General features: G+C 66.1%; 26 protein-coding genes, 2 tRNA genes and 1 riboswitch. Of the genes, 16 read left to right on the forward strand and 12 right to left on the reverse strand.

Going from position 1 to position 26,451, the window contains the following annotated elements; genetic code table 11:
• Positions 1–1,715, forward strand: a 1,715-nt coding sequence (locus AB4Y99_RS07935) for a type I secretion system permease/ATPase (RefSeq protein ID WP_441522932.1), incomplete at its 5' end; no start/stop codon positions are given.
• Between the two features lie 90 nt (positions 1,716–1,805).
• Positions 1,806–3,740 (forward strand): HlyD family type I secretion periplasmic adaptor subunit, encoded by a 1,935-nt coding sequence (locus AB4Y99_RS07940; protein ID WP_081925179.1) that lies wholly within the window; start codon positions 1,806–1,808, stop codon positions 3,738–3,740.
• A 220-nt stretch (positions 3,741–3,960) separates the two neighbouring features.
• On the opposite strand, the gene AB4Y99_RS07945 is transcribed toward AB4Y99_RS07940, so the two are convergent.
• From AB4Y99_RS07945 to AB4Y99_RS07960, 4 genes are all read right to left on the reverse strand, one after another.
• Entirely contained in the window at positions 3,961–4,503 is a 543-nt protein-coding gene (locus tag AB4Y99_RS07945) for a sigma-70 family RNA polymerase sigma factor (RefSeq protein ID WP_441522933.1), read from the reverse strand.
• Between the two features lie 161 nt (positions 4,504–4,664).
• A complete protein-coding gene (locus AB4Y99_RS07950) occupies positions 4,665–5,957 on the reverse strand; it encodes a polysaccharide biosynthesis/export family protein (protein WP_441522934.1) in 1,293 nt (430 codons plus the stop codon).
• Between the two features lie 17 nt (positions 5,958–5,974).
• Positions 5,975–7,543, reverse strand: coding sequence for a Wzz/FepE/Etk N-terminal domain-containing protein (locus tag AB4Y99_RS07955; RefSeq protein WP_441522935.1), 1,569 nt, complete (start codon positions 7,541–7,543; stop codon positions 5,975–5,977).
• A 129-nt stretch (positions 7,544–7,672) separates the two neighbouring features.
• The gene (locus tag AB4Y99_RS07960; RefSeq protein WP_441522936.1) at positions 7,673–8,389 is read right to left on the reverse strand and encodes a DUF3102 domain-containing protein; all 717 of its coding nucleotides are present in this window, start codon (positions 8,387–8,389) and stop codon (positions 7,673–7,675) included.
• A gap of 579 nt (positions 8,390–8,968) precedes the next feature.
• Positions 8,969–9,178, forward strand: a riboswitch (cobalamin riboswitch).
• A 212-nt stretch (positions 9,179–9,390) separates the two neighbouring features.
• Between AB4Y99_RS07960 and AB4Y99_RS07965 the strand changes: the two genes are divergently transcribed.
• From AB4Y99_RS07965 to soxA, 9 genes are all read left to right on the forward strand, one after another.
• On the forward strand, positions 9,391–10,428 hold the full coding sequence (locus tag AB4Y99_RS07965) for an ABC transporter substrate-binding protein (RefSeq protein WP_441522937.1): 1,038 nt from the start codon (positions 9,391–9,393) through the stop codon (positions 10,426–10,428).
• Positions 10,425–11,468, forward strand: a complete 1,044-nt coding sequence (locus AB4Y99_RS07970) for a FecCD family ABC transporter permease (RefSeq protein WP_441522938.1) — start codon at positions 10,425–10,427, stop codon at positions 11,466–11,468. The genes AB4Y99_RS07965 and AB4Y99_RS07970 overlap by 4 nt, the downstream gene beginning before the upstream one ends.
• A 10-nt stretch (positions 11,469–11,478) precedes the next feature.
• Complete coding sequence (locus AB4Y99_RS07975; RefSeq protein ID WP_441522939.1) at positions 11,479–12,261, forward strand: ABC transporter ATP-binding protein; 783 nt, start codon at positions 11,479–11,481, stop codon at positions 12,259–12,261.
• Positions 12,262–12,682: 421 nt separating this feature from the next.
• The gene (locus tag AB4Y99_RS07980; protein ID WP_113252690.1) at positions 12,683–13,150 is read left to right on the forward strand and encodes a (2Fe-2S)-binding protein; all 468 of its coding nucleotides are present in this window, start codon (positions 12,683–12,685) and stop codon (positions 13,148–13,150) included.
• Positions 13,151–13,167: 17 nt separating this feature from the next.
• Positions 13,168–15,351 carry a xanthine dehydrogenase family protein molybdopterin-binding subunit gene (locus AB4Y99_RS07985; protein WP_441522940.1) on the forward strand — a complete coding sequence of 728 codons (2,184 nt, stop codon included), beginning with the start codon at positions 13,168–13,170 and terminating at the stop codon, positions 15,349–15,351.
• Positions 15,329–15,793, forward strand: a complete 465-nt coding sequence (gene soxX / locus AB4Y99_RS07990) for a sulfur oxidation c-type cytochrome SoxX (protein ID WP_441522941.1) — start codon at positions 15,329–15,331, stop codon at positions 15,791–15,793. Before AB4Y99_RS07985 ends, soxX begins: the two co-directional genes overlap by 23 nt.
• Positions 15,756–16,247, forward strand: coding sequence for a thiosulfate oxidation carrier protein SoxY (locus AB4Y99_RS07995; protein ID WP_113252693.1), 492 nt, complete (start codon positions 15,756–15,758; stop codon positions 16,245–16,247). The genes soxX and AB4Y99_RS07995 overlap by 38 nt, the downstream gene beginning before the upstream one ends.
• Positions 16,248–16,250: 3 nt before the next feature.
• Complete coding sequence (locus tag AB4Y99_RS08000; RefSeq protein WP_441522942.1) at positions 16,251–16,571, forward strand: thiosulfate oxidation carrier complex protein SoxZ; 321 nt, start codon at positions 16,251–16,253, stop codon at positions 16,569–16,571.
• 8 nt (positions 16,572–16,579) lie between these two features.
• Positions 16,580–17,338 (forward strand): sulfur oxidation c-type cytochrome SoxA, encoded by a 759-nt coding sequence (gene soxA, locus AB4Y99_RS08005; RefSeq protein ID WP_441522943.1) that lies wholly within the window; start codon positions 16,580–16,582, stop codon positions 17,336–17,338.
• Between the two features lie 107 nt (positions 17,339–17,445).
• Here soxA and AB4Y99_RS08010 read toward each other — a convergent pair whose 3' ends face one another.
• The 4 genes from AB4Y99_RS08010 to AB4Y99_RS08025 form a co-directional block, all read right to left on the reverse strand.
• The gene (locus AB4Y99_RS08010; RefSeq protein WP_038359445.1) at positions 17,446–17,841 is read right to left on the reverse strand and encodes a c-type cytochrome; all 396 of its coding nucleotides are present in this window, start codon (positions 17,839–17,841) and stop codon (positions 17,446–17,448) included.
• A gap of 75 nt (positions 17,842–17,916) precedes the next feature.
• Positions 17,917–19,194, reverse strand: coding sequence for an NAD(P)/FAD-dependent oxidoreductase (locus AB4Y99_RS08015; RefSeq protein WP_441522944.1), 1,278 nt, complete (start codon positions 19,192–19,194; stop codon positions 17,917–17,919).
• A gap of 17 nt (positions 19,195–19,211) precedes the next feature.
• A complete protein-coding gene (locus AB4Y99_RS08020; protein WP_441522945.1) occupies positions 19,212–19,598 on the reverse strand; it encodes a c-type cytochrome in 387 nt (128 codons plus the stop codon).
• A 279-nt stretch (positions 19,599–19,877) separates the two neighbouring features.
• Positions 19,878–19,952: transfer RNA gene (locus AB4Y99_RS08025), tRNA-Gln, on the reverse strand.
• Between the two features lie 160 nt (positions 19,953–20,112).
• Here AB4Y99_RS08025 and AB4Y99_RS08030 point away from each other — a divergent pair.
• Positions 20,113–20,189, forward strand: a tRNA-Pro gene (locus AB4Y99_RS08030).
• A 321-nt stretch (positions 20,190–20,510) separates the two neighbouring features.
• The gene (locus AB4Y99_RS08035) at positions 20,511–20,852 is read left to right on the forward strand and encodes a hypothetical protein (RefSeq protein WP_038359449.1); all 342 of its coding nucleotides are present in this window, start codon (positions 20,511–20,513) and stop codon (positions 20,850–20,852) included.
• A 63-nt stretch (positions 20,853–20,915) separates the two neighbouring features.
• Here the strand turns inward: AB4Y99_RS08035 and AB4Y99_RS08040 are convergent, their stop codons facing one another.
• Together AB4Y99_RS08040 and AB4Y99_RS08045 are read right to left on the reverse strand one after the other, a co-directional pair.
• Complete coding sequence (locus tag AB4Y99_RS08040) at positions 20,916–21,053, reverse strand: hypothetical protein (RefSeq protein WP_156115882.1); 138 nt, start codon at positions 21,051–21,053, stop codon at positions 20,916–20,918.
• A gap of 134 nt (positions 21,054–21,187) precedes the next feature.
• Complete coding sequence (locus AB4Y99_RS08045; protein WP_038359451.1) at positions 21,188–21,568, reverse strand: methylglyoxal synthase; 381 nt, start codon at positions 21,566–21,568, stop codon at positions 21,188–21,190.
• A 328-nt stretch (positions 21,569–21,896) separates the two neighbouring features.
• On the opposite strand from AB4Y99_RS08045, the gene AB4Y99_RS08050 reads away from it, so the two are divergent.
• Complete coding sequence (locus AB4Y99_RS08050; RefSeq protein ID WP_260368393.1) at positions 21,897–22,031, forward strand: hypothetical protein; 135 nt, start codon at positions 21,897–21,899, stop codon at positions 22,029–22,031.
• A 112-nt stretch (positions 22,032–22,143) separates the two neighbouring features.
• Here the strand turns inward: AB4Y99_RS08050 and AB4Y99_RS08055 are convergent, their stop codons facing one another.
• On the reverse strand, positions 22,144–22,767 hold the full coding sequence (locus AB4Y99_RS08055) for a biotin transporter BioY (RefSeq protein ID WP_441522946.1): 624 nt from the start codon (positions 22,765–22,767) through the stop codon (positions 22,144–22,146).
• A 213-nt stretch (positions 22,768–22,980) separates the two neighbouring features.
• On the opposite strand from AB4Y99_RS08055, the gene AB4Y99_RS08060 reads away from it, so the two are divergent.
• Positions 22,981–23,895 carry an MBL fold metallo-hydrolase gene (locus AB4Y99_RS08060; protein WP_429067106.1) on the forward strand — a complete coding sequence of 305 codons (915 nt, stop codon included), beginning with the start codon at positions 22,981–22,983 and terminating at the stop codon, positions 23,893–23,895.
• A gap of 57 nt (positions 23,896–23,952) precedes the next feature.
• Here AB4Y99_RS08060 and AB4Y99_RS08065 read toward each other — a convergent pair whose 3' ends face one another.
• A complete protein-coding gene (locus AB4Y99_RS08065) occupies positions 23,953–24,726 on the reverse strand; it encodes a DUF1499 domain-containing protein (protein ID WP_441522947.1) in 774 nt (257 codons plus the stop codon).
• A 168-nt stretch (positions 24,727–24,894) separates the two neighbouring features.
• On the opposite strand from AB4Y99_RS08065, the gene AB4Y99_RS08070 reads away from it, so the two are divergent.
• A partial coding sequence (locus tag AB4Y99_RS08070; protein WP_441522948.1) for a HAMP domain-containing protein occupies positions 24,895–26,451 on the forward strand: 1,557 nt, incomplete at its 3' end.

Raw genomic sequence — 26,451 nt, forward strand, 5'->3', positions numbered from 1 at the left:
CAGCATGCAGCATGAGCACGCTGGACGTGCTGGTCATCGGGCTGGTCGCCATTGCCGTATTCGAAGTCGTCCTCGGCGCGCTCAGGACCTATCTGTTCTCGCACACCACCAACCGGATCGACGTCGAACTCGGGGCGCGCCTGTTCCGYCATCTGCTGGCGCTGCCGATCGGCTATTTCCAGGCACGTCGCGTCGGCGATTCCGTCGCCCGCGTGCGTGAGCTCGAGAACATCCGCAACTTCCTCACGAGTTCGGGGCTGACGCTCGTCATCGACCTGTTCTTCACGATCGTCTTCGTGGCCGCGCTGTTCTTCTATTCGCCGCTGCTGACCTGGATCGTGCTGGCGTCGCTGCCGCTCTACATCGCGATATCGGTAGGCGTCACCCCGCTCTTCCGCCGCTATCTCGACGACAAGTTCGCCCGCGGCGCCGAGAATCAGGCCTTCCTGGTCGAGAGCGTGACGGCGGTCGAAACGCTCAAGGCCATGGCGATCGAGCCCCAGATGCAGCAGCGCTGGGAGGAGCAGCTCGCCGCCTATATCGCCGCGAGCTTCCGGGTGCTGAGCCTGGGCAACGTCGCCAGCCAGGCCGTTCAGCTCATCAGCAAACTGGTGACCGCGGCGATCCTCTATGTTGGCGCCAAGCTGGTCATCGCCGGCAACCTTTCGGTGGGCGAGCTCGTCGCGTTCAACCTGCTCGCCGGCCGCGTCAGCGGACCCGTCCTGCGACTGGCCCAGATCTGGCAGGACTTCCATCAGGCGCGGCTTTCGATCGCCCGCCTCGGCGATATTCTGAACACCACCCCCGAGCCTGCCTATAATCCCTCCCGGACGGCCCTTCCCGCCATCCGCGGCGACATCAGCTTCGAGCATGTGACGTTCCGCTACCGGATCGACGGCCCGGAGATCCTCCACAAGGTCAGCCTGAGCATTCCGGCCGGGCAGATGATCGGGATCGTCGGGCCCTCAGGCTCCGGCAAGAGCACGCTGGCCAAGCTCGCCCAGAGGCTCTACGTGCCGGAAAGCGGCCGGGTCTTGGTCGACGGCATCGACGTCGCCCAGATCGACCCGTCCTGGCTGCGTCGCCAGATCGGCGTCGTCCTGCAGGACAATATCCTGTTCAACCGCTCGGTGCGCGACAACATCGCCCTGGCCGACCCCGCCCTTCCGGCGGACAAGGTGATCGAAGTCGCGAAACTGGCGGGCGCGCACGACTTCATCCTCAAATTGCCGGAGGGCTACGACACGATCGTCGGTGAGCGCGGCGGCAGCCTGTCGGGCGGGCAGCGGCAGCGTATCGCCATCGCCCGGGCCCTGGCGACCGATCCCCGCGTCCTGATCTTCGATGAGGCGACGAGCGCGCTCGACTACGAGAGCGAGCACATCATCCAGCAGAACATGACGCAGATCGCGCGCTCCCGGACCGTGCTCGTCATCGCGCACCGTCTCTCCACCCTGCGGATGGCCGATCGCATCGTCACCATCGAAGGCGGCCGCCTGATCGAGGACGGCACTCACGAGCAACTGATGCGCACCGGCGGCCGCTACGCCACCTTGCATCGGCTTCAGTCCGGATTGCCGGAGGCCGCAAACACGCAGGCCGCGGCGGGTCAGGCCGCGTCCCGATCCGGGGCGTGGGGGCCCTCCCCACTGACAACGCTCGCGGGGCATCAGCCGTCCAACCTGGCCACCGCCCGTACCCACAAGCATCTTTGAGACGTCGGATGACCGCATCCTCCACAACCCCGGGAGCCTCTACGCCGCGCTGATTTCCCTCGGGAAAGCAGCGGCGACGAGAAAAAAGCCATGCACGCGCTCACGAACGATCAATCGGGACTTTTCGCACTGGAGATGCTGCTGCGCCTGCGCGGCGCCATCGCCACGAAGGAAGACCTTCGCAACCATCTCGGTGACGGCGCCGTCGGCGTCACCGAGATCCTGAAGGGCGCACGGGCCTATGGCTTTGTCGCCCGCTCCTTCTCCGCGACATGGGACAAGCTGGCCGAGCTTCCGCTGCCTTGCATTGCGGCGCTTCGCAACGGCGGCTTCCTCCTGCTCGGAAAGGTCAATCACGAGAACGCGGTCGTCGTCGCGTCGAACATCACGCAGCCGACCCTGATGACGCGAGCCGAATTCGAAGATCAGTGGGGCGGGCGTCTGGTCCTGCTGAAGCAGGCGAAGACGGCTGCCGAGAACATGCCGCGCCTCGACAGGGCCGTGGCGATCAGGGCGCGTCAGGCTCTGACATCGACGGCGGAATGGGGCGCTCGCAACACCCGCGCCGCCGTGACGAGCCTCGCCACGCGCTCGCAGGCCCTTCAGCAGGCCGTCATCGCCCGATCGACCGATGAGAAGCACCTGCGCTCCCTGGAGCTCGCATTTCTGCCGGCCGCGCTCGAAATCGTCGAGACGCCGCCCTCCCCGCTCGGGCGCATCATCGGCCTGAGCATCGTCTCCATCTTCGCCGCCGCCTTGCTCTGGGCCTGCATCGGCACCGTCGACATCGTCGCCGTCGCGCCCGGAAAGATCATCCCCAGCGACCGGACCAAGATGGTCCAGCCCTTCGAGACCGGTGTCGTGCGCGAGATCAAGGTCCGCGACGGCCAGAGCGTCAAGGCAGGCGACGTGTTGGTCGATCTCGACTCGACGACCGCCGATGCCGAGGTCGGTCATCTGCAGAGCGATCTGATGGCCGCTCGCCTCGATATCGCGAGGCTGCGGGCGGCGATCGCCAACAAGGAAGACCCCCTTTCGGCGTTTACTCCACCCAAGGACGCGTCTGCTGACCTGGTCCAGATGTATCGCGGCCTCCTCCTCAGCCAGAGCAGCGAGCAGAAGGCCAAGCTCGCGAGCATCGATGGACAGCTGGCGCAGAAGGCGGCGGAGCGCGACACGATTCAGGCCTCCGTCGACAAGCTGAAGAACACGCTCGTGCCGCTCCAGCAGCGGGTCGAGATTCGCGAGCAGCTTTTCCAGAAGGAGCTCGGCTCCAAGGTCACCTATCTCACCGAATTGCAGGATCTCGTCGGCCAGCGTCAGGACATCCTCGTTCAGGAGAAGCGCGGCAGCGAAACCAATGCCGCGGTCACCGCCTTGACCGAGACGCGCGCGAAGACCGTGGCGGAGTACGAGCGAACCCTGTTCGACGACCTGACCAAGGCCCAGCAGAAGGAGGCCGGCTTCAGGCGGGACATCGTCAAGGCCGAGCAGCGCAGGAACCTGCAGAGGCTGACGGCCCCGGTCGACGGCATCGTGCAGCAGCTCGCGATTCATACGATCGGCGGCGTCGTCACGCCGGCGCAGACGCTGATGTACATCGTTCCGGCAGACAGCCGGCTGGAAATCGAGGCGATGATCTCGAACCGCGACATCGGCTTCGTCAGCGCCGGCCAGGAAGCCGCCGTCAAGATCGACACCTTCAATTTCACCCGCTACGGCCTGCTGCGCGGCACCATCCTCAGCATCTCGCAGGATGCCATCCCGCGCGACAAGATTCCCGACACCGCCGGTGACAAAACCTCGGGAGCGGGAAATGACAGCAGCGAACCGCGCGGGCAGGAACTCCTCTACGCCGCGCGCATCTCGCTCGACCGCACGCAGCTCGCGATCGAGGACAAGCAGGTCAACCTGTCGCCCGGCATGGCCGTGACGGCGGAGGTCAAGACCGGCCGGCGGCGGATCATCAGCTATCTGCTCTCGCCGCTCTCCCGCTACCAGCACGACAGCATGCGGGAACGCTAAGGCATTTTCGAGCGAAACGGACACCGGTTCGCGTAAAGAAAATGCGATAAAACAAAGAGATGGATCATTTCCGCGATTCAGGGAAACGCGGAAATGATCCAGGAGCCGGCTCGAGGGGACCCGGACCGAAAGCTTCGCGTCGGGCCGGATTTCGCATTCGGCCCGATGCCGTGGGCGTCCCTCTTTTCGGCGTCTCCGAAAGCCGGTCTTCCCGGTGCGTTCAGGCAAGCCGCCGTGTCGCGCCGGCGGCCTGATGGACCGCCATGACCGCCCGGACCCGGCTGTCGAAACCGATCTCGCTGATGTTGTCGATCCCGAGCAGGGCTGCCAGCCGCGAACGGGCGCGGTTGATCCTACTCTTGATCGTTCCGGTGGTGGTTCGACAAAGCGTCGCCGTATCCTCGTAGGAAAGCCCCGCCGCGCCGACCAGCATCAGCGCCTCGCGCTGATCGAACGGAATTTCGCGCAGGGCCGCACAGAACTCCTTGTATTCCAGCAGGCCCTCCTGCTCCGGCGCCGCGCGCAGCGACTCGGAATAGCAGCCATCGGCGTCCTCGACCTCGWGGCGCCGCCGGCGCAGATCGGAGAGGTAGCAGTTTCGCAAGATCGTCGTCAGCCAGGCACCGAGATTGGTGCCGGGCCGGAAGGTGTGGATCTTGCTGATCGCGCGCATCAGCGTTTCCTGCACGAGATCGTCCGACCTGTCCGCGCTTCGGCTGAGGGACATGGCGTAGGCGCGCAATTGCGGCTCGAAAGTCAGCATTTGCTGCTGAAGGGAGAGAGAGCCGGCTTCCAACTTCCCGGAATTATTGTCTCCGCAGGCCATCGTCGATCTCCCACTCACAACCACGAGACAAAACCATCCACCGCTCGCAGGCGAAACGAGCCTGCGTTCCCGGCAGCGCGGATCGCGCAGCCGAACCGTTACTGCTTCACTTTGGCCGGTAGCATCATGTTGGTCTGCTCGAGCGGACCGGCGATGCCGAGCCCTCCTCCGGGGATGATGCTCCGCTGGACCCTGAGCACGTCTCCCGGCAGGAGCTCCATGCTCTCCGGCGCGTCGATCGTCTCGGACTTTCCGTCCTGGACGCGGACGACCGTCAGGCTGCGGGTCTCGACGGGGCCGTCAGAGTTTCCGATCAGCGTCGGGACGGTCACCTTGGCCTCCACGAGAAGACTCCGGTTGGTGTCGAACTTCACGCTGACCTCGTCGAGATCCATCCGAACCTTCTGCACCTCGGCGGTCAGGGACGCGTTGCGCTCGCTCTTCAGGTCGAAGATCCTCTGGTCGGCCTGCGTGATGTTCTGGCGCGACCGCAGGATCAGCGTCTGGAAGCCCTGCTCGTTCATTTCGAGCTGCGCCTGCATGCGTTCGAGGTTCGCCAGGCGGCTGATCGTCGTCAGGCCACGCTTAACCAGATCCCGAACCTCCTTCAGCTCCTTCTCGACGCTCGCGACCTGGACCTTGTTGGCCTCGATCTGGCGCTTGATCGCCTCGATCTCGCGCTCATACAGGGCCCGGTTCTGCTCCAGGCTGTCGATCTGGGTCTTCAGGGAATCGACATGGATGTTCAGGAGCGAACGCTCCTCGTCGATCAGTTGCCTCACCCCGCCATCGCTCTGCGACCGGGCGAGAAGCTCGGGCGGAAACTGGATGTCGCTCCTCATCACCAGCTCGGAGTTCAGGCGGGCCCGGCGCGCCGTCAGCTCGTAATACCGCCTGACGAGATTCCGCATATCGCCGGTGATGTTGATGCTGTCGCGGTCGAGCCGCATCAGGCCGGGGTCACTGAACCGCAGCCACCCGCCGGCCAGGCTGACGACTTGCAGAACGGTCATTCCCGGGCGGAACTGATACTCGCCGGGCTTCTGCACGTCGCCCAGCACATAGACCGGCCGGGTCTCGAGGACCTCGACCGAGGCGCCGGGCTTATCGGAAATGCCGGAGCGCACGAAGCGCTCGGCAATCTGGCCCGCGATTTCCTTGGTCGAAAGGCCGTTGACGGGAATATCCCCGATCGGCGCGATGGAGATCGTTCCATTCGCGCGGACTTTGTATTCACCGCTCAGCTCAGGATACTGAAAGATCTTGATCTTGAGCTTGTCATCGGCCCGAACGACGTAGTCGGACGTCGCGCGCACAGTGTTGCCGTTGAGCGTGAACAGGACCAGTGAAACTGTCCCGACGACATTTACCCATGAACGGCTTCGCTTCATCGTAGCACCTCTCCGCTTCATGACGATCCGGCAACCGGCTCGATAGGCATCGCAGGCCCGAACAGGCCTCGTCCGGCGGCCATCAACCCTTCCGCCTCCCAGAGCTTGTCCCCGAAACGGCCGATCATCCGGTCATCGACCATGTTCAAAACCGCTCCGATGAAATCCGACGGCGCCGCGCCGGAGACTGTGAAGGCGCGCTCGATCCGCTCCATCTCGGCGCCGCCCCATTTCATCACCAGCAGGATTCCGTCGATGTTCTGCGCGGCCATGCGAAACTCGGGACCGCGTTCGAGGGCCGGCAGGCAGACGACGATCAGGTCGTAGGCTGCCAGCGATGTCTGATCGCAATGCATCCACCAGTTGGCGACGCCCTCGCCGGTGCCGGGAGGAGGCGTGATGAGAAGATCGGGTCCGTCGCCGCCATTGTTCCAGAGGCTGCCGCCGAGCGGCTGCGGCTGCGTCCCCGAGAATGCCGGCGCGGAGGACATCTCCCTCGCGGACGATCGCGACGTCTCGCTGCCGCCGGCCTCCACGAGCAGAACCTTCCTCTGGCTGCGCGCGGCCATCTGGGCGAGGTGCCGCGCCACGGTCGTCGCGCCATCTCCTGCGATCGAGGAGGCGACGCCGACGGTGCGTGCCTTGGCCGCCTCGATCGCGACCGTCGCCCGCAGAAGCGTTTGCGCCAGCAAGGCTTCAGGCAGGCGATCCTGGCCGGCACGCTGCCGAGCCTGGCTCGAAATCGCGGGCTTGCCGCTTTTGAACAAGGGGATCGCGCCGATGCACTCCAGGCCGAAACGCTGAATCTGCGCGGCACTGCGGATCGTCTTGTCCCGGAAGTCGAGAAACAGCGCCAGCGCCGCCCCGATCACCACTCCGGCCATGACCGTAGCCATGATGATCAGGATCTTCCGCGGTCCGTTGGGCTTGTCCGGAGCGAGCGCCGGCGTCATCACATAGACGCTGGGTCCCAAGCCCTGCAGCCGCTCGCGCAGCAATGGCGAGCGCTCGCCATCCTGCTCCGCGTTGAGACGCGCCTGGAGCATGACCTGGCTGATGCCATTGGCGATGAGCGCGGACTTCTCCGGATCGGAGGTCGTGACGTCGACGAGGATCGTGTGACTGGTTCCGACCCGCTTGACCGCGATGCTCCTGGCGAGGGACTCGATGGCGGCTTCCTGCTTCGCGCGGCTCTCGTCGGAGGTTGCTGGCGACGTGCCGGAAAGCCACCGGGCGAGCCCCTGAAACGCCGTCGCCGCGGGAACGAACTCGGAATCCTCGGTCAGGTCCAGCGACCCTACGACCTTGGCCAGGGTACCGCGCGAGCGGATGACCTCGCTCTCGTTCTCGACCTGCGTGAGATCGGCGCGCCCGAGGGAAATGACGAGGTCGGGGCCGGGCTGAACTTCCTTCACATAGACCAGGAGCTGCGTCGACGCCGTATAGCTCGCTGGCCTCAGCACCGTGTAGAGCAGGCCAAGCATCGCCGCGAGACCGACACATGCGGCAATGAGCTTCCAGCGGCGGCGTAGGCTGAGAAGGCCGARTGTTGTGGAGGGCTGGCGCTCGTCAATATAGACCGACATTGGGCTTCCGATCTGTATCCACCGACCATTTGATGTCTTTGCAGGAACTCCGCTCCCTCAAAGACGGCGTTCGCAAGTCACACAACGCGAATACGCGGACTGTAAGTCACGATAAAACTTCGATATTTTTCACTGCAGCTTTGCAGGAACGAATTCGCACGATTGATTCGTCGCTGTACTGGGCAAAGCCAATTCCAGATGCTCGGCGTCCACAACACGCGCCGCTCTCATCCAGACAAAGGCTCTGTTCCAGACCTCCCAGCTCATCTCCTCCATGATGAGCCCGTAATCCTCCGGGCTGAGCCGCCGCAAAATCAGCTCAGCCACCCTGCGGGCCCGGTCCGCGCCCGGGTCGTTTCGCCTCCCTTCGGCGGGCCCGTTAAGCTCGCGCGCGGGAAGAAACGACGAGGAGAATCCTTCCTGCGCCGGACGCTGCACCGCCTCCATCCTGGTCTTGCGCGTATCCACGACCTGCGAATGCAGCTCGCTGCGGGACACGCGCTCACCATTCTCGAGTCGCTGCAGGATGGTGGTGCGAACCGCCGGCGGGGTCGTCTTGGCGAGATAGACACGAAGCGTCGATGGAACCATCAGCGCGACGAGCTTCGCATTCGCATCGGAATCGGCGCCGCGCGCCAGCTTCATCAGGTCCTGCGCGGTCCTGATCTTGAACTCGCACGCCTTTTCGACCCATTTGACGAAGACCCCGTGGGGCAGCCGCTCCTTGACGCGAAGGAGCTCGCGGCCGATTTCCACAGCATGTTCGGTCGCAGCCCGACGCAGGAGCTTGATCCTTTGCGCGGCATCCTGCAATTCTATCGCGGAGAGCTGTGCATTCGGCAACACGGCTATACCCTCACTCAACCCACAGTACTATTCAGCTTACGCTTGGTGCACTGCACCGTGAAGCGAGCAAAGGGGTTCCCGTCGGCGCAAAGGGAGTAGCTCCTTGAGGCGACACGCGATGCGTTCACGACGCCGGCGCGGCGACAGAGATCAAATAAAAATCTAATTTATATCAGTTACTTATCATATTTGAGGAGAATCGGAGCTACCCCCGTTCCGCTCCGCGACAAGCGAAATGAGCCTCGCTTTTCGGAAGCTCCCGCCTGATGGCAGCTCGGCCTCGCTTCRGAAACATTCCCTTACGTAAGGATCAAGACGGGATGCCGCGTGGCAGAAATCGCCGCAAGCGAGATCTTGGCTGCCGGAAGATCACGCCCGCAGTGAACCGATCTCCTGGCAGGGCGGGCCAGAAACCCGGGCAGCAACATGGCCAGTGACGCTGCGTCGAGCGGAGAAAGCCCGGACATCACACCGGTCTGCGAAGCCGCCGCGCCTGGGCCCCAGCTCGACAGTRCCGGCGGCATACCGACGTCGATCATGATGGTCCCGAACCGAGCTTGACGGTGCGGCACGACCTTATAGGTTGGGCGTGATCGAGGTTCTCCAGATTCAGCCTGGAGCTAAGAGGGAATTCGGTGAGGCGCGTTGCGCCAAAGCCGAGGCTGCCCCCGCAACTGTAAGCGGCGAGCTCTCCGTCCATCGTCCACTGGCGCGTGCCGCGCCGGGAAGGCCGGGCGGAACCGGCGTCGACCCGCGAGCCAGGAGACCTGCCCCGGTCGTCGAAGACGTCTTTCGGACGGGGTGTTCCGGAGGTGTGTGTCGGTGATGGCCGCGCGGCCGTCATCCGTCCGCATCCTGCGCAGCTCCCGCATCCGTCATCTCGGGGAGCGATGAAGTCCATGTTCATGAAGACCGCAGGCCGCGCTGTCGCGGGGAGCTTGACGGCTGCGCGCCGCTCGCCCTATCAGAAATGTAACAATGTTTCATATAAGGCTTCCTCTGTGCCGATTGCGCGCCCTCTCGTCCGCCTGCTTCAATGGCCCGTCCTGGCATTCCTCGGCAGCCTGGCCGCGGGCGCGGCCGTCGCAGCGCCGACCCAGTATCCGCTGACGCTGGAGAACTGCCGCGAGACGATCACCTTCAATGCCGCGCCCAGGCGCATCGTCTCGATCGGCCAGACGCAGACCGAGATCCTCTATGCGCTCGGCCTCGGCGACCGCGTCGTCGGCACCGCCGTCTGGTTCTCGCCCATCGCCAAGCCCTATGAGGCGGTCAAYGCCAAGGTGAAGCGSCTYGCCGACAACGAYCCGAGYTYCGAGGCSGTYSTCGCSCAGGARCCSGACCTCGTSACYGCRATGTTCGAATGGCATRTCGGMCCCAACGGCATCGTCGGCAAGCGCGATCAGTTCGCCAAGGTCAAGGTGCCCACCTATGTCTCGCCGACCGATTGCGTCGGCAAGGACAATTCCGGCGGCGGCGACGGCGTGCGCACCCAGATGTTCACGATGGAGCTGGTCTATCGCAACATCCGCGAATTCGGGCAGATCTTCGACGTGCCCGACCGCGCCGAGACGCTCGTCGCCGAGCTCAAGGCGCGCGAGGAGAAGGCGGTCCAGGCCGTGGCGGATGCAAAGGTCAAGGACGTGCCGGTCGTCGTCTGGTTCTCCAGCAAGGACATCAAGGGCGACGGCTTCATGGCCGGCAGGAACGGCGTGCCCGCCTACATCCTGTCGAAACTCGGGGCGCGCAACATCATCACGACCAATGAGGAATGGCCGCTGGTCGGCTGGGAGAGCATCGCCGCCGCCAATCCCGCGGTCATCGTCACGGTGAAGATGGATCGCCGCCGCTTTCCGGCCGATGATATCGAGAAGAAGCTCGATTTCCTGAAAACCGACCCCGTCGCCAGCAAGCTCGACGCGGTGAAGAACAATCGCATCGTCATCATGGATGTCGGAGCGACCCGCGCCGGGCTCGATACGGTGGACGGCATCGAGACGCTCGCCAAGGCGATCGCCGGCTTCGGTCTGACTCCTTGAGCCACGCAGCCCACGGCCCGAACTGGCCGGCGCGGATCGCCGTCGCGCTGGTTTCGCTGCTGGCGCTCACCTTCGCGGTGGCGCTGGCGGTGACGATCGGCGAGATGCGCATCCCGTTGGAGACGGCGTTGAAGGCGCTCGGCAACGGGCTGTTCGACCTCGATTGGCCTGTCAGCGCGATCCAGCAGGGCGTSATCTTCGACTATCGCCTCAGCCGGGCGCTGATGGCGGGGTTGTGCGGCGGCGCGCTCGCTCTCTCAGGCGCAATCCTGCAGGCGCTGCTGCGCAATCCCCTGGCGGAGCCTTACGTTCTCGGCATCTCGGCGGGAGCCTCGACCGGCGCCGTCGCGGTGCTGATCCTCGGCGTCAGCATCGGCGGCACGGCGCTGACGGTCTCGGCCGGCGCCTTCATCGGCTCCTGCGCCGCGCTGGCGGTGGTCGCGCTCCTGGCGACCGGAGCGGGCGGGGCGAGCGATCGCGTCATCCTCGCCGGTGTCGCCACCTCGCAGCTCTTCAACGCGGCGACCGCGACGATCGTGACGACGCTCGCCAGCGCCGAGCAGGTGCGGGGCGTGATGTTCTGGCTCCTTGGGAATTTCGGCGGCGTCCGCTGGCCCGACCTCTGGATTGCGGCGCCGGTCGCCTTCATCGGTTTCGGCATCTGCATGCTGCACGCCAAGGCGCTCGACGCCTTCGCTTTCGGCGTCGACGCGGCCGCCTCGCTCGGCGTCGCGGTCACGCGGGTGAAAATCGTGCTCTTCGCCACGACCGCGGTGATGACCGCCGTGATGGTCTCGATCGTCGGAACGGTGGGCTTCGTCGGGCTGATCATTCCCCATGCCGCCCGTTTCCTCGTCGGTTCCGGCCATGCCCGGCTTTTGCCCGCCTGCCTCGTCATCGGTGCGATCTTCATGATCCTCGCCGACATCCTGTCGCGCGTGCTGATCCCGCAGCAGATCCTGCCGATCGGCGTKGTCACCGCGCTGTTCGGCGCGCCGGTCTTCGCCTTGATCCTCTATCGCGCCAGGAAACCCAAATGATGGGGCCGACATGACGCTCGCGATGCGGGAAGTGCGCTGGGGCACGGCCGGCCGGATGATCATCGACGGGGTGACGCTGCAGGCGGCGCCAGGCCGGGTGCTCGGCCTGATTGGTCCGAACGGCTCGGGCAAATCGAGCCTTCTCAGGCTGCTTTGCCGGTTGCGCAATGTCGCGAGCGGCGTCGTCATGCTCGATGGGCGCGACATCGCCGGCGTGGCGCGGCGCGATCTCGCGCGCCGCCTCGCCTTCGTGGAGCAGCAGGCGACGACCGAGATCCAGCTGTCCGTCTGCGACGTCGTCCGCCTCGGCCGCACGCCGCATCGCGCCGCGCTGGCATCCTGGAGTGCGGCGGACGAGGCGGCGGTGAACGAAGCGCTGACGCGGGTCGGGCTCGCGGAGCGGCACGACCAGTCCTGGCATACGCTGTCGGGCGGCGAGCGCCAGCGGGCCCATATCGCCCGGGCGCTGGCGCAGGAACCGAGCGAGCTGATCCTCGACGAGCCGACCAACCATCTCGACATCCAGCACCAGCTCGCGATCCTCAACCTCATCCGCCGCCTCGGCATCACCTGCATCATGGCGCTGCACGATCTCAACCTCGCAGCGATGTTCTGCGACGAGATCGCGCTGCTGCATGAAGGGCGGCTGGAAGCGGCGGGTTCGCCGGACGAGGTCCTGACGAGCGAAACGATCCAACGCATCTTCGGCGTCGCGGTCGCGATCCGGCCCGGAGCGTCCGGGCGGCGCCACATCGAATACCTGATCGAGGCCGAGGGAAGAGAGCGGTCTTAATCGTTCCCGGCGCCCTGCGAGAGCAGGCCGCAACGCCATGTCGTTCGCCGGATCGAACGCGATCGACACATCGACCATATTGCGGGGCGGCCGCCTGACGACGTCACGCAGCCTCAGGCAATCCCGAGGTTCACATCTGCGTGAAACACGCAACGGTGGCTGAGCACCCGCTATGCGGGCAGAAGCGTCCGAATTGCGCGGAGTAAAAGCCGTTTTCGCACGATACGGCGCTGCATTCGCTCTTCTGGCAGCGCTCACGAAACGTGATCGGCCGATGCTGGCCGTTGGCGCCGCCGGACTTCTGAGTTTCAATCATTCCACTTCAAAAATCCTCGGCATGCTCGCACGACATCCCGAGGCTTCCGGCGAGGCGCGTTGGCTCTCTCGCCGTCCTGCTTGAACCGAACCGGGAGGGTTTACGGTGACGAAGCTGAATGTGAATGGCCGGACTCTGGACGTCGCAGTCGATGGCGACACGCCGCTGCTCTGGGTGATCCGCGAACAAATCGGTCTGACCGGCACGAAATATGGCTGCGGCGTTGCCCAATGCGGCGCCTGCACGGTCCATATCGACGGCGTCGCCACGCGCTCCTGCGCGCTGCCGGTCAGCGCCGTGACCGAGGAGCAGAAGATCGTCACGATCGAAGGGCTCTCCCCTGATGGAACCCATCCGGTCCAGCAGGCCTGGATCAAGCACGACGTGCCGCAATGCGGCTTCTGCCAGAGCGGCATGATCATGACCGCAGCTGCGCTGCTGCAGGCCAATCCGAAGCCGAGCGAAGCCGACATCGCCAGCGAGATGACCAATATCTGCCGCTGCGGCACCTATGTCCGCGTCAAGGCCGCGATCCTCGACGTCGCCGCCGGCGGCCAGCTCGGCCGCGGTTGAGGGAGAGGAGAGCGATCATGACCGTCTTATCCGCCCCCCGTTCTTTCCGCCCATCCCGCCGCCACATCCTCGCCGGTTCGGCCGCGGTTGCCGGCGCCTTCACCTTCGGCTTTTCCATTCCTGCCGGCGCTCAGCAGGCGGGAACCCCCGAGATCAATGCCTGGGTCGTCGTCCATCCCGACGACAAGGTGGTGATCCGCATCGCCCGTTCGGAAATGGGCCAGGGCACGCTCACCGGCCTCGCGCAGCTCGTCGCCGAGGAGCTCAATTGCGATTGGTCGAAGGTGACGACCGAATATCCGACGCCCGGCCAGAACATCGCGCGCAACCGCGTCTGGGGCAATTTCTCGACCGGCGGCAGCCGCGGCATCCGCGAGTCGCACGATTATGTCCGCAAGGGCGGCGCCGCGGCACGCATGATGCTGATCCAGGCGGCGGCGAACGAATGGAAGGTGCCGGCGGCCGAATGCAGCGCCGAGAAGAGCGTGATCACGCACAAGGCGTCCGGCCGCTCGCTCCGTTACGGGCAGATGGCCGCTGCGGCCGCGAAGTTGGAAGCGCCGAAGGAGGTGCCGCTCAAGGACCCGAAGGATTGGACGATCGCGGGCAAGGCGCTGCCCCGCCTCGACACGGTCGACAAGACCAACGGCAAGAAGATCTACGGCATGGATTTCAAGTTGCCGGGGATGCTCAACGCCGCGATCAAGGACTGCCCGGTCTTCGGCGGAAAGGTGAAGAGCTTCGATGCGGCCAAGGTCAGGGGCATGCCGGGCGTGAAGCATGTCCTGCCCGTCGGGGACAGCGCGGTCACCGTCGTCGCCGAGACCTGGTGGCAGGCCAAGACCGCGCTCGACGCGCTGCCGATCGAATGGGACGAGGGTCCCAACGCCAAGGTCACGAGCGAAAGCATCGCGGCCTGGCTGAAGGAAGGGCTCGATGCGCCCGACGCCGTGGTCGGCAACCAGAATGGCGACGCCAAGGGGGCGTTGGCCGGGGCCGCCCGCGTGGTCGAGGCGACCTACAGCTACCCCTTCCAGAATCACGCCTGCATGGAGGTGATGAACGCGACCGCGCTCTACACCCCCGACAAATGCGAGGTCTGGACGCCGACGCAGAACGGCGAGGCAGCGCTGGCCGCCACCGCGGAGGCCTCGGGCCTGCCGCTGGCGAAATGCGAAGCCTACAAGATCGACCTCGGCGGTGGCTTCGGCCGGCGCGGTGCGGTGCACGACTGGGTCAGGCAGGTCGTCGCCATCGCCAAGCAGATCCCCGGCACGCCGGTGAAGCTGATCTGGTCGCGCGAGGAGGACATGCTGCACGGGCGTTTCCACCCGATCACGCAGTGCAAGCTCAGGGCCGGACTCGACAAGGACGGCAATGTGACCGCGCTCCACATGCGCATCTCCGGTCAATCGATCGTCGCCGGCCTCTTCCCGCAGAACATCCAGAACGGGCGCGACCCGGTTGTTTTCCAGGGGCTCAACGCGCCCGGACCGGAAGCCTCGATCGGATATTCCTTTCCCAACCTCCTGATCGACCATGCGATGCGCAACCCGCATGTGCCGCCGGGATTCTGGCGCGGCGTCAACCTCAACCAGAACACGATCTATCTGGAGAGCTTCATCGACGAACTCGCGCATGAAACGGGCAAGGATCCGCTCGAATTCCGGCGCTCCTTGATGAAGAGCCACCCCAAGCATCTTGCCGTGCTCAACGCTGCGGCCGAGCGCGCCGAATGGGGCAAGCCCTTGCCGGACGGCGTCTTCCGCGGCATCTGCCAGACCATGGGGTTCGGCTCCTATGTCGCGGCTGTGGCGGAGGTTTCCGTCGGCGCCGACGGCAAGCTCACCATCCACCGCATCGTCGCGGCAACCGATCCGGGCCACGCCGTCAATCCCGCGCAGATCGAGCGGCAGGTCGAGGGCTCCTTCGTCTACGGCCTTTCGGCGGCGCTCTATGGCGAGATCACCATCAAGGATGGCCGCGTCGAGCAGGAGAACTTCGACACCTACGAGGTGATGCGCCTCGAGGCGATGCCGAAGGTCGAGACGGTGATCGTGCCATCGGGCGGTTTCTGGGGCGGCGTGGGCGAACCGACGATCGCGGTCGCGGCGCCCGCCGTCCTGAACGCGATCTTCGCGGCGACGGGCAAGCGCGTCCGCTCGCTTCCGTTGAAGAATGCCGACCTGCGCAAGGCGTAACCGCGCGGCGGGCTGGGCGGGGGCCATCGCCCTCGCCCTGCTCGCCGGGCAGGTGGCGGCGCTGGAGCCCTACCGCATCGTCGCCGACACCATACCGGAACCGCTGGCCGGGAAGGTCGGCGACGCGGCGCGCGGGGCGGCGCTCGTCAGGGATCGCGAGCGCGGCAACTGCCTGATCTGCCATCATGGCGACGATCCGGCCGAACCCTTCCAGGGCTCGATCGGGCCGCCGCTCAAGGGAGTAGGYGCAAGGCTCGACGCCGGGCAGATCCGTTTGCGACTGGTCGACATGTCCCGGCTCGATCCCGACACGGTGATGCCGCCCTACTTCCGTACGGAAAACATGCGAGACGTGGCGCCGGCCTATCGCGGCCAGCCCGCGCTCTCGGCACAGGAGATCGAGGATGTCGTTTCCTATCTCGCCTCGCTCAGGACGCAGTGAGGCCCTGAGCCGCCGGGAGGCGGTCGCCATCGCTGCGGCGGGCCTGGCACTGGCGACATGGCCCGAGATGTCCAGCGCCGCTGAAACCGAAACGATGGACGATCTCGTCCGGCGCGTCACGGAAGGCACGGTTCCGGCCGAAGGCGGTGTCAGGCTGGAGATCCCGGCGCTGGTCGAGAATGGAAATTCGGTGGATGTCCGCATCGCCGTCGACAGCCCGATGACCGAGGCGGCGCATGTTCGCTGGATCCATCTGATTGCCGACAAGAACCCCTTTCCGGACATGGCGCGGATCCATCTCTCGCCGCGTGCGGGCCGGGCGGAGGTGGCGATCACCTTGCGTCTCGCGCAATCGCAGACCGTCGCCGCGGTGGTTGCCCATAGCGACGGGCGCTACGCGATCGCCAGGGCGCCTGTCGTGGTGACGCTGAGCGCCTGCATTGACGGAGGCTGAGCGATGTTCAATGCCCGCATCACCGTGCCGCCCCAGGCCAAGGCGGGCGAGCCCGTCGAGATCAAGGTGCTGGTCCGCCATCCCATGGACCGCGGCGGCCAGTCGGACGGCAAGGGCGGCACCGTGCCGCGCAAGATCCTCAACCGGATGACCGCGACCTATGCCGGCGCCGAGATCTTTCGCATCGACATGAATACCGGCGTCGCCGCCAACCCCTTCGTCGCGTTCTGCACGCGCGCAGTCGAGACCGGCGACATCGTCTTCGAGTGGCGGGAGGACGGCGGCGCGACCTATACGCGCACGGCGCGCCTGACCGTGGCCTGAGAAGCGCCTTGCGCCTCTCGCTCCTGCTGATCGGTCTGCTGACGGTCCTGGCGCCGGCGCAAGCCGACGAGATCGTATCCGGCAGCACGTTCCTATCTCCGGAACTGCACCGCCAGCAGGACGATCCGACCCGCAACCCGGCCTGGTTCTGGGTCGATCAGGGCCGGGATCTCTTCGCCGCCAAGCCCTCCGGCGGCGGCCAGGCCTGCCTCGACTGCCACGCCGATCCCGCCACGAGTCTGCGGGGCGCGGCGACGCATTATCCGCAAGTGGACCCATCCAGCGRCAAGCTGCTCAATCTCGAAGGCAGGATCGAGCAGTGCCGTGTCGAACGCCAACAGCAGCCGGCCTTCGGCTATGAAACGGCCGAGATGCTTTCATTGACAGCCTATATCGCCTCGCTGTCTCGCGGCCTGCCGATGAGCGTGCGGACGGACGGGCCGGCGCAGCCCTTCTTCGAGGCAGGCAAGGCCTTCTACGAACGCCGGCAGGGGCAGCTCAATCTCTCCTGCAAGCAATGCCATGACGGGCTCGTCGGACAGAAGCTGCGAGGCGATACGATCAGCCATGGCGTCGGCACGGGCTATCCCGCCTATCGGCTGGAATGGAACACGGTCGGCTCGCTGCATCGACGGCTGCGAGCCTGCTCGCTCGGCGTCAGGGCGACGCAATTCGACTATGGCTCGCCCGAATATCTCGCTCTGGAGCTCTATCTCGCCGGGCGAGCCAAGGGGCTGCCCGTCGAGACACCGGCCATGCGGCGCTAGAGCATTTTCGAGCGAAGTGGACACCGGTTCGCGTGAAGAAAATGCGATGAGACAAAGAGATGGAGCATTTCCGCGATTCGGAGAAACGCGGAAATGCTCTAGACCCCCTACAGCTTCTTGCCGTCGGCGGCGAACTGCTTGAGATAGGCGGTGAGATCGGCGATTTCCGTGTCGTTCTTGATGCCGGCGAAAACCATCTTGGTGCCCGGCATCTTCGCGCGCGGATCCTTGATGTAGTCGGCGAAGCTGGCATCGTCCCAGGTGATGCCCGCATTCTTGTTGGCGGGCGAATAGGCATAGCCCTCGACCGCGCCCGATTGCCGGCCGAACAACCCGTTGAGCACGGGTCCGATCGTGTTCTTCGCCGTCTCGCCGACTTGATGGCAGGCACGGCATTTGGCGAAGGATTTCTCGCCCGCGGCGACATCCTGCGCGCTGGCGGATGCAGCCCCCAACATCATGGCGGCGATCATGGCGGCAGTTGCGGCTATCGTCTTCGTCATCGACTCCGGTCTCCAATGCGAACGTTCAAATCTCTCGAACGGACGCGCTCGCGCGGCATCCGCAAACGGCAAACATCAGGTGAACATGTCGGCGCAGATCGCCTCGTACCAGGCGAGGTTCTCGGCCTGGGTCTGCCGCCGAACCTCGTCGCTCTCGCCGGGCTGCGAGATGAAGGTCTCGGTCGCCGCGATGCGCCCGTCCTTCGGCTCGTAGCGGCCGCCGACCTTGATCGCGTCGTCGGGGCCGACGAGGCTCCAGCAGGTGTTGAAGTAGCGCGCGGGAAAGCCCGGGCCGCCCGCCAGCTCCGCGCAGGCCACCATGGCCACGACCTTCGCCTGGTTGTTGGCCGAGAAGGCCGATTTCGGCATGTCGCCCGCATTGCAGGCGTCGCCGAGCACGAAGATCGCTGGGTCGGCGGTCGATTTCATCGTCGCGGGGTCGATCGCGCAATAGCCGCCGGCCGGTGCGAGGCCGGCCTCGCGCGCGATCGCGCCCGCCATCTGGGCGGGGATGACATTGACGAAGGCGCAGTTCTCATAGGTTTCGAAGCCGGTGACGACGGTGCCGCTCGCGGGATCGACCGATTTGATGCCGTCATGAACTCGGGGGCTAAGCCATTCGATCATCGCGCCATAGCGCTTCTCCCAATCCGGCATGAAGACACCCTGCTTGGAGAAGCTGTCCTTCGGATCGAGGATGACGACCCTGGCCTTGGTCCGGCCCGTCGATGTGAGGATATGGGCGAACATCGAGGCCCGCTCATAGGGTCCGGGCGGGCAGCGATACGGGTTCGGCGGAGCGATCATGACGATGGTGCCGCCATCCGGCACCGCGTCGAGCTTCTCCCGGATCAATCTCGTCTGGCGACCCGGCTTCCAGCCATGCGGMATGACCTCCTCGGCGGCCTGGGACCAGCCGGGAACGGAATCGTATTTCAGGTCGATGCCCGGGGAGAGGACGAGGCCGTCATAGGGCAGCCGGCTGCCGTCGCCCAGCACGACCTCTTTTCTGTCGCGGTCGATCCGCGCGGCGCGCTGGCGAACGAGCGTGATGCCATAGGCCGCGGTCAGGGCGTCGTAGCGATGGACGATCTGATCGTAGTTCTTGAAGCCGCCGATGTAGAGGTTCGAGTGGAAGCAGCTCTGATAGGTCTCGTTCTCCTCGACCAGCGTCACCGCGATCGCGCCATGGCCGTCGCGGGCGATGTATTTCGCCGCCGTCGCGCCGCCCGCGCCGCCGCCGATCACGACGACGCGCGCCTTGGCCTGGCCCAGAACAGCCGGCACTCCCAGCGCGCCGGAAGCGGCGATGGTCCCCGCACCGATGATCAGATCGCGCCGTGTCGGTTTCAAAGCCTGCCTCCGCGATCTCAGGGTTTCGGTGAAAGGGTGCCGAAATAGGCGGCGAGCGCGACCATCTCCGCGCGGCTAAGCCTTGCGGCGACGGCCTGCATCACCTGGCCCTCGCGCTCCTTGCGGCGATACGCATCGAGCACCGCGACGAACTGCGCCTCGGGCCAGCCGACAATCGAGGGGATGCCGCCCACGCTTGCCCCGGAGAGCTGGTGGCAGGAGGAGCATTCGAGCGCGAGATACCGTCCCAGCGCCTGGCCTTCCGCCGCCAACGCCGGAGCGCGCATGAACAGCACAGCCGCGCTGCCCAGCACAGCGAAGCCCAGCCCGCGCCATGCGCGGCGCAAGCCGCTGCTAGCCGCACTCGACCGGCGCGCGCCTTCGCAGCTCGGGATGATCCACATCTGCATCGGCCATAGATTTCCAGAAGCCATCCGCTGGAACTAGCCTGCGATTGGAGGAATTCTGAGGACGCCCGTTTCACGATCGCGTCAGCCGGATGCGATAGCCCGGTCGATCCGAGGGGCGGAGCGCAGAGCGCCATCAGCCGACGCTATCGCTTGTTTCACCGCTGTTCGGAATATCGCGTCGAATGTCCAGAAAATCGCGGCGCGCTACACCAGCCTCCAACATCGTCGCAGGAATGAGGAAGGTCGGCCGCGTCTGTGAAAATCGGAGGCGCTTGGCTGGGGCGGGAGGATTCGAACCTCCGAATGGCGGTACCAAAAACCGCTGCCTTACCACTTGGCGACGCCCCAACGTGTCGCGCCTTCTAGAACGCGCCGCCGCCCTGCGCAACCGCCTTGGCGGACTCTCCGGGATCATGCGAAAAAAGCTTCGGTGGGTTTTCCGACACAACATGCAAACAGGCTGTTGCGCTGCGGCGCGGCGCTGGCTATAAGCCGGCCACCAGTTGATCGGAGTGTGGCTCAGGCTGGTAGAGCACCTCGTTCGGGACGAGGGGGTCGCAGGTTCAAATCCTGCCACTCCGACCAAARTTTCCCGCGATAAATCAAAGCGTTGAGAATTAAGCCCTGCGGGGCCCGCGCGTTTCGTCGCAGGCTTGCCGGTGGGTTTCGGATCACCCCGGCCGTGCTGGGCTAGATTCCCCGGCCAGCGACGCAGGCCGGATACGGCGAATGGCCAAGCGCCCCCCATAATGGAGCGCTCCGGCGCAAAAGCCATCCCCTCCTTCACGGGCGTCGCCCGTCGCTTTCAGAGCCTTGTAGGAACAGCCGCCCTCACCCAGAGGTTGTCTTGATCGCGCACAGCCCTAAGATGCAACCCGTGCGATACATCTGATTTGGGAAACTGACATGAAGATTTCTGCCGTTCTCGGCCTTCTCGGCTCGCTCGCGATCGGAGGTGCCCTGACAACTGCAGCAGCACCGGCCCTTGCCGGCGAGGCTTTGCCCGCTGCCGTGGCCCGGCATCTCGACGAGCGACCGGTGGAGTTCACCGCGAGCGCAGCAAAAATGCGCCGGATGATGATCATTCAGCAGAATATGGAACGGCAGCGCGGCCACCAAAACAGGGGATATGGGGCAGGCTATGGCCGCGGCCCCGGATATGGCCCGCGCCCTGGTTACGGACCGCGCCCGGGCTATGGCCCGCGGCCCGGCTACGGCTATCGCCGGGACTACGGCCCGCGCTACTGATCGGCTGATCCGTGCCGGAGGGCGCTTTGCCGCCCTCCGGTTTCGTGATGGTTGAAAATGGGGCTAGTTGCCCCAGAATCCTTCTTGATAGTCGCGCGGCGAAAAGGCTTCGGAGCCTTCCTGATCCTGCGCTTCGCTGGTCTCCGTCTGTTTGGCGGGCTCATCCTCGAGCGCACAGTCGGACTGGTGCCTTTCAGACATTCGGCTCTCCTTTCAGATAGGGGGAAGGGTTGCCTAAGGCAGGCCCGACGTAAGCCTCTTCGCTGCACTGCACAAGAGCACGCTACGTCACTCTCGCTCTTGTGAGCCCTCCGCGATCGCCGAATCGCGCTCGCTCACCGGGCGAAAAGCCCGGATCGCGCCAGTTCGGTCGCAGTGCGCGGACTGAAGGCGGCAGGGATGTCATAGACAAGCACCAGCCGCAGCAGCGCCTTCACATCGACATCGTGCGGCTGCGCTTCGAGCGGATCGGGGAAGAACAGCAGGACATCGAGCTCGCCCTGGGCGATCATCGCGCCGATTTGCTGGTCCCCGCCGAGCGGCCCGCTCTTGACCAGCTTGATCGGCAGGTCCGGCAGGGTGCGCTGCAACACCGAGCCGGTCGTGGCGGTGGCGACCACCTTGTGCCGGGCGATCAGATCGAGATGAGCCTCCGCCCAGGCGGCGAGATCGGGCTTCTTGCGGTCATGAGCGATCATGCCGATGGTCAATGCCATGATGTCTTGGTCTCCCTTCGAAGGGCAGCGCCCCGGCAGGGAGCCGGCCCGCCGCCAGGATACGCGACCGCTCGCCACGCGCCACCTGTCATGGCTCCGTTAAATGGCATGACTATTGCGACGCCTTCCTCGATGGGAGACGAAGCATGATGCGCCACTGGCCCGACGACGCGAAAGCCGTGATCGTTCTGTTCACGGTTTCAGCCGCCGGAATTCTCGGCTGGCTGGCGAGCGGCCTCTGACGAGAACAGCCGGAAGCCCGTCCTTGTCCCGGGCCCGGCACCGCCGTTAAAGTCGCGGCCTGTTCGAATCGGAGCCGTCGAAGCCCATGAAGCGCATCTCCCTTCTCGTCGCGATCCTCGGGCTGGGCCTTGCCCTGTCCGGCTGCGACAAATGCGGCAATCTCGGCCCGTTCTTCACGACTGACACGAAGAGCTGCGGCGGCAGCGAGCCGGTCAAATAAGACTGGACGCTAAGACCGGCAGGCGCAGCCTCGGGCGGATCGCCGCAAACTGCTCATGAAAAAGGCCGGGGCTTGCGCCCCGGCCTTTTCGTTTTGCAGTCGCGGATTGCGTTCAGCCGCGCCGGCCGATCAGCGACCAGCCCGCTCCGACCATGCAGGTCGCGAGCGCGATCTTGAGGACCTCGCCGAGCAGGAAGGGCTGCGCGCCATAGGCGAAGGCCTTGGCCAGGCCGACGCCGCTCGCGCCGCCCGCCATCTGCGCGCCGAAGGCCAGCCAGAGGCAGCCAACGACGAAGAGGGCGAGATCGGCGAGCAGCAGGCCACCGACCAGGCGAGCAAGCGAGGCGCCGCGCGCCGCCGCCCAGCCGGCGATGGCGGCCGCGGCCACGAAGCCCAGCAGGAAGCCGCCCGTCGGGCCGAGAAGGTAGAGCGGCCCGGCCACGGCCGGCGGCGTATTGGTGAAGACCGGCAGGCCCGCGAGCCCGTACGCGATATAGAGCGCGATCGTCRCGGCTCCGAGCCGCGCGCCATAGGCCGCGCCAAGCGCGAGCACCGCCAGCGTCTGCAAGGTCATCGGCACCGGCCAGAACGGCACCTTGATCTTCGCGGCGGCGACCATGAGCAGGCTGCCAGCGACGGCCAGCGCCACATTGCGCAGGGCCGCAGAGCGGGGTTTCGCGGCCGGGAAGAGCTCGCCGGCGAGGGTCGAAGCCTGCAGGGGCAGCATGTCGGCCATGGCACATCGTCCTGTTTTGCGGCAGGCCGCGCCGTGCGGCCGCATTATTGTGTATGGAAGCCGCGCCGTGCGACCCCTTCCCTGTCTATAGAAAATGCGCCAAAGCGCCACAAGCGGGCGGGGCTGGCGGAAACGGGCAGTCCGGCTGGGCGGGATCGAAAGCTGACGGCCGCCTCGCGCGGATGCAAGATCGGACAGGGACAGGATCGGACAGTGAGCGACGACGTCGAATTCGACAGGAGCCTGACGACACCGGCCGGAGAGGTCGCGGAGCTCTCCCCGCTCGTGCGCCGCGTCATCGCCGGCAATGGCGGGCCGATGACCTTCACCGGCACCTGCAGCTATATCGTCGGCCACGGCACGGTGGCGATCATCGACCCGGGGCCGGATGATCCCGGCCATGTCGCGCGCCTGCTCACGGCGGTCGCCGGCGAGACGGTGAGCCATATCGTCGTCACCCACACCCATCGCGACCATTCGCCCGCCGTTCCGGCCCTGAGGGCGGCGACGGGCGCGCGCGTCGTCGGCTGCGGCCCGCATCGCCCCTCGCGTGCGCCCGGCCCCGGCGAAGACCGTGTGCTCGACGCCGCGGCGGACAGCGATTTCATGCCCGACTGGCAGATGCGGGACGGCGATGCCGTCTCCGGACCGGGCTGGAGCCTGACGGCGGTCGAGACGCCCGGCCACACCGCCAATCATCTCGCCTATGCGCTGCCGGAGGAGGAGACGCTGTTCTCCGGCGACCATGTCATGGCCTGGTCCACCTCGATCGTCGCCCCGCCGGACGGCTCGATGTCGGCCTATATGGCCTCGATCGAGAAGCTGCGCGGCATGGACCATCGGCTCTATCGGCCGGGCCATGGCGGCCCCGTCACCGAGCCTCAGCGCTTCCTGCGCGGCCTCGTCCAGCATCGCCGCCAGCGCGAGGCCGCCATTCTCAACCGCATCGGCGCGGGCGACGAAACCATCGCGGCCATGGTGCCCGTGATCTATCAGGGCTTGGCCCCCGTGCTGCACGGGGCCGCCGCGCTGTCGGTCCTCGCCCAGATTGAGGATCTGGTCGCGCGCGGGCTCGTCGCCGCCAGCGACACGGTTCCGGCCCTGTCGAGCCGTTACCGTCTCGCCTGACACCGCCGCGGCCGTCCTCGCGAGCACGAGGAAGCGATCCCACCGGAGTCGCTTGCCCTATCGTTCCATCAGCAGCTCGACCTGGGTGGCAAAGGCGGCGATCTGCTTGGCATTGGCACCGAGATCATGGCTGCCGATGCGTGAGGCCGAGCGGACATCGATGCGGCTGCCGTCCACGCGCGGCTTTATGCGAATAGTGATGTCTTCCGAAAAGTGCAGGATGCGCCCGCGCGCCACGGCCTCGATGCGCCCTGCCCCGCTGCGACCGCCGGGACGGGAGCTTTCCACGATCTGCCAGCCCAGCGCGGTGACGGCCTTGCGCGCCAGGCTGAAGGCCGCATCCGCCGGCTCCTCGAGGACGATCGGCGCGATCTTCGGATAGGCCTGCCTTTGCAGGCGGCGCTTTTCGGGCGCGACATCGGGCGGGATGCGCCCTTCACGGGCCGTCAGCGCAGCCATCGAGCGGCTGAAGGCCGGCGGATCGTCGATATCCGTCGAGATATCGGCCAGAGCCGGCCGCGTCGCCAGCATGAAGCCGACATAGCCGGCGGGTGCCAGCAGGATCAGGCAGAGCAGGAGCGCGCCGGCCGCCATGCCGACGCCGCGATGCCCCTTCTGCCAGATGCGGGCGAATGCGACGAGCGCCAGCCCCAGCGCCAGCAGGACGAGCAGGTAGGCTCCGGCGACCGGCGCAAGCCCTTCGATGCTGGGCTCGCGCAGCCGCACGAGCAGAAGCGACAGCAGCAGCACCGCGCAGGAGAACCACGCCAGCCGCCGGCTCCAGATGGCGGCCCGCGAAACCGGTTCCTCGAAGACGAGACGGCGATGCATCGCCTTTAGGTGATCCCGGACAGCAACGAAGGCAAGCGGCCCGTGCTCTAAGCGCAATCTTAATCAAGTTGACGATAACTGGGCACGAAGAGGCGTGGCCCCCCGCGGTCAGCCTCCTCGGCCTGCGTCACCGCCTTCCCCGCCGTACGTCGCCTCCAGAGCCTCGCCGTGAAATTCTTCCCCGCCTCGATCCAGAACTATCTCGTGGCCACGATGGCCTGCCTCTGCGTGCCCGGCATCGGTGCGCTGAGCTATATGGCGGAGAAGTCCGTCATGGAGGTTCGGACCAATATGCGCCTCGCCGATCTCGTGGAGGCCGACAGGGCCCTCCTGCTGACCGGCAATGCCATCCGCACCAATCGCGGACAGGCTCAGACGAGCATTCAGGCCACGGACGATCCCGCCCCCGTCATCCGCGAGATCGAGAAGACCAACAAGGCGCGGATCGCCGAAGCGATAGCGCGGCTGAAGGCGACGGACTTGCCGGACCGCACTGCCCTGATCGAGGACGTCTCGGCGCAGGAGAAGCGCAACGAGGGGCGCAGCCAGGATCTCTACGCCGAAGCCGCAAAGCCCAAGGCACAGCGTAGCCTCGCCGCGACGATGTCCTGGTATAACGGCGTCGGCGCGATCGAGGGTGCGCTCGTCACGGCTTCGGCCGCGACCTCGAACGCGGCCCGCCTGGCCGATCCGGTCCTCGCCGATCTGCAGGGCTTCAAATCCGCCGGCTGGAGCGTGCGCTCCAACTACGGCACGCAGTGCTCGCTGCTGCGCCCGGTCTTCGGCTCCGGCAAGGCGCTCGACGGAAGCCAGCTTCGCAAGCTCGGCGAGCTGCGTGGCTCCTCCGACGCAAGCCTCGCCCAGCTCAGACAGCTGAGCGCCCGTCCGGGCGTCGGCGAGGAGCTCGTCCGCAAGGTCGGCGTGGCCGCCACCCAGGTCGAGGCCGCCAATCGCGGCATGGACCAGCTGATCGGCAAGCTCGGTCAGGGCTCAGGCCCCGTCATCGCCGCCGAGGACTGGACGAAGCAGTGCAACGCGCCGTTCGACGCGATCGTCTCCGCCGTCACCCAGTCGCTCGACGACATGGCGGATGTGACGCAAGCCAAGCTCGCTGCGGCCTGGACGCGTCTCGGCATCGTCGGCTTCCTGCTCGCCGCCTTGCTGGCGATCTGCGTGATGAGCTGGCGCGGCGTCCAGCGCCGGATCGTTCGCCCGCTYGTCTCGCTGAAGTCCGCGCTCGACACCATGCAGCAGGGAGACTTCTCGCAGGCGATTCCCGCTCCGCCTTCCCCCGACGAGATCGGCGCGCTCAGCGGCGCGCTCGAAATCTATCGCGAGAACGCTCTGGCGCTCGAGAACAACCGCCGCGGCCGCGAGCTGACCATGCTCGCCGATGCCGAGCAGGCGGCCCATGTCCAGAAGCTGCTCGGCGAGGTCGCAAGCATCGTCGCCGCCGCCCGCGACGGCGACTTCTCCGGCCAGGCCCGGACCGGCGGCATGGAAGGCCCGCTCAAGGAACTCGTCGAGGGGCTGAACGAGATCAACAGCGTGGTGGACGGAGCGACGACGGAGTTCGCCGGGGTTCTGCAGGCGGTGGCGGGCGGCGACCTGACGCGGCAGGTCGAGGGCGGCTATCGCGGCCGCTTCGCCGATCTCAAGGGCGCGATCAACGAGACGGTCGAGCGCCTCTCGGCCACGGTCGCGACGATCCAGACGACCTCGGCC

The sequence above is a fragment of the Allobosea sp. TAB14 genome, from assembly GCF_052113865.1.
Taxonomy (GTDB): Bacteria; Pseudomonadota; Alphaproteobacteria; order Rhizobiales; family Beijerinckiaceae; genus Allobosea; species Allobosea spartocytisi.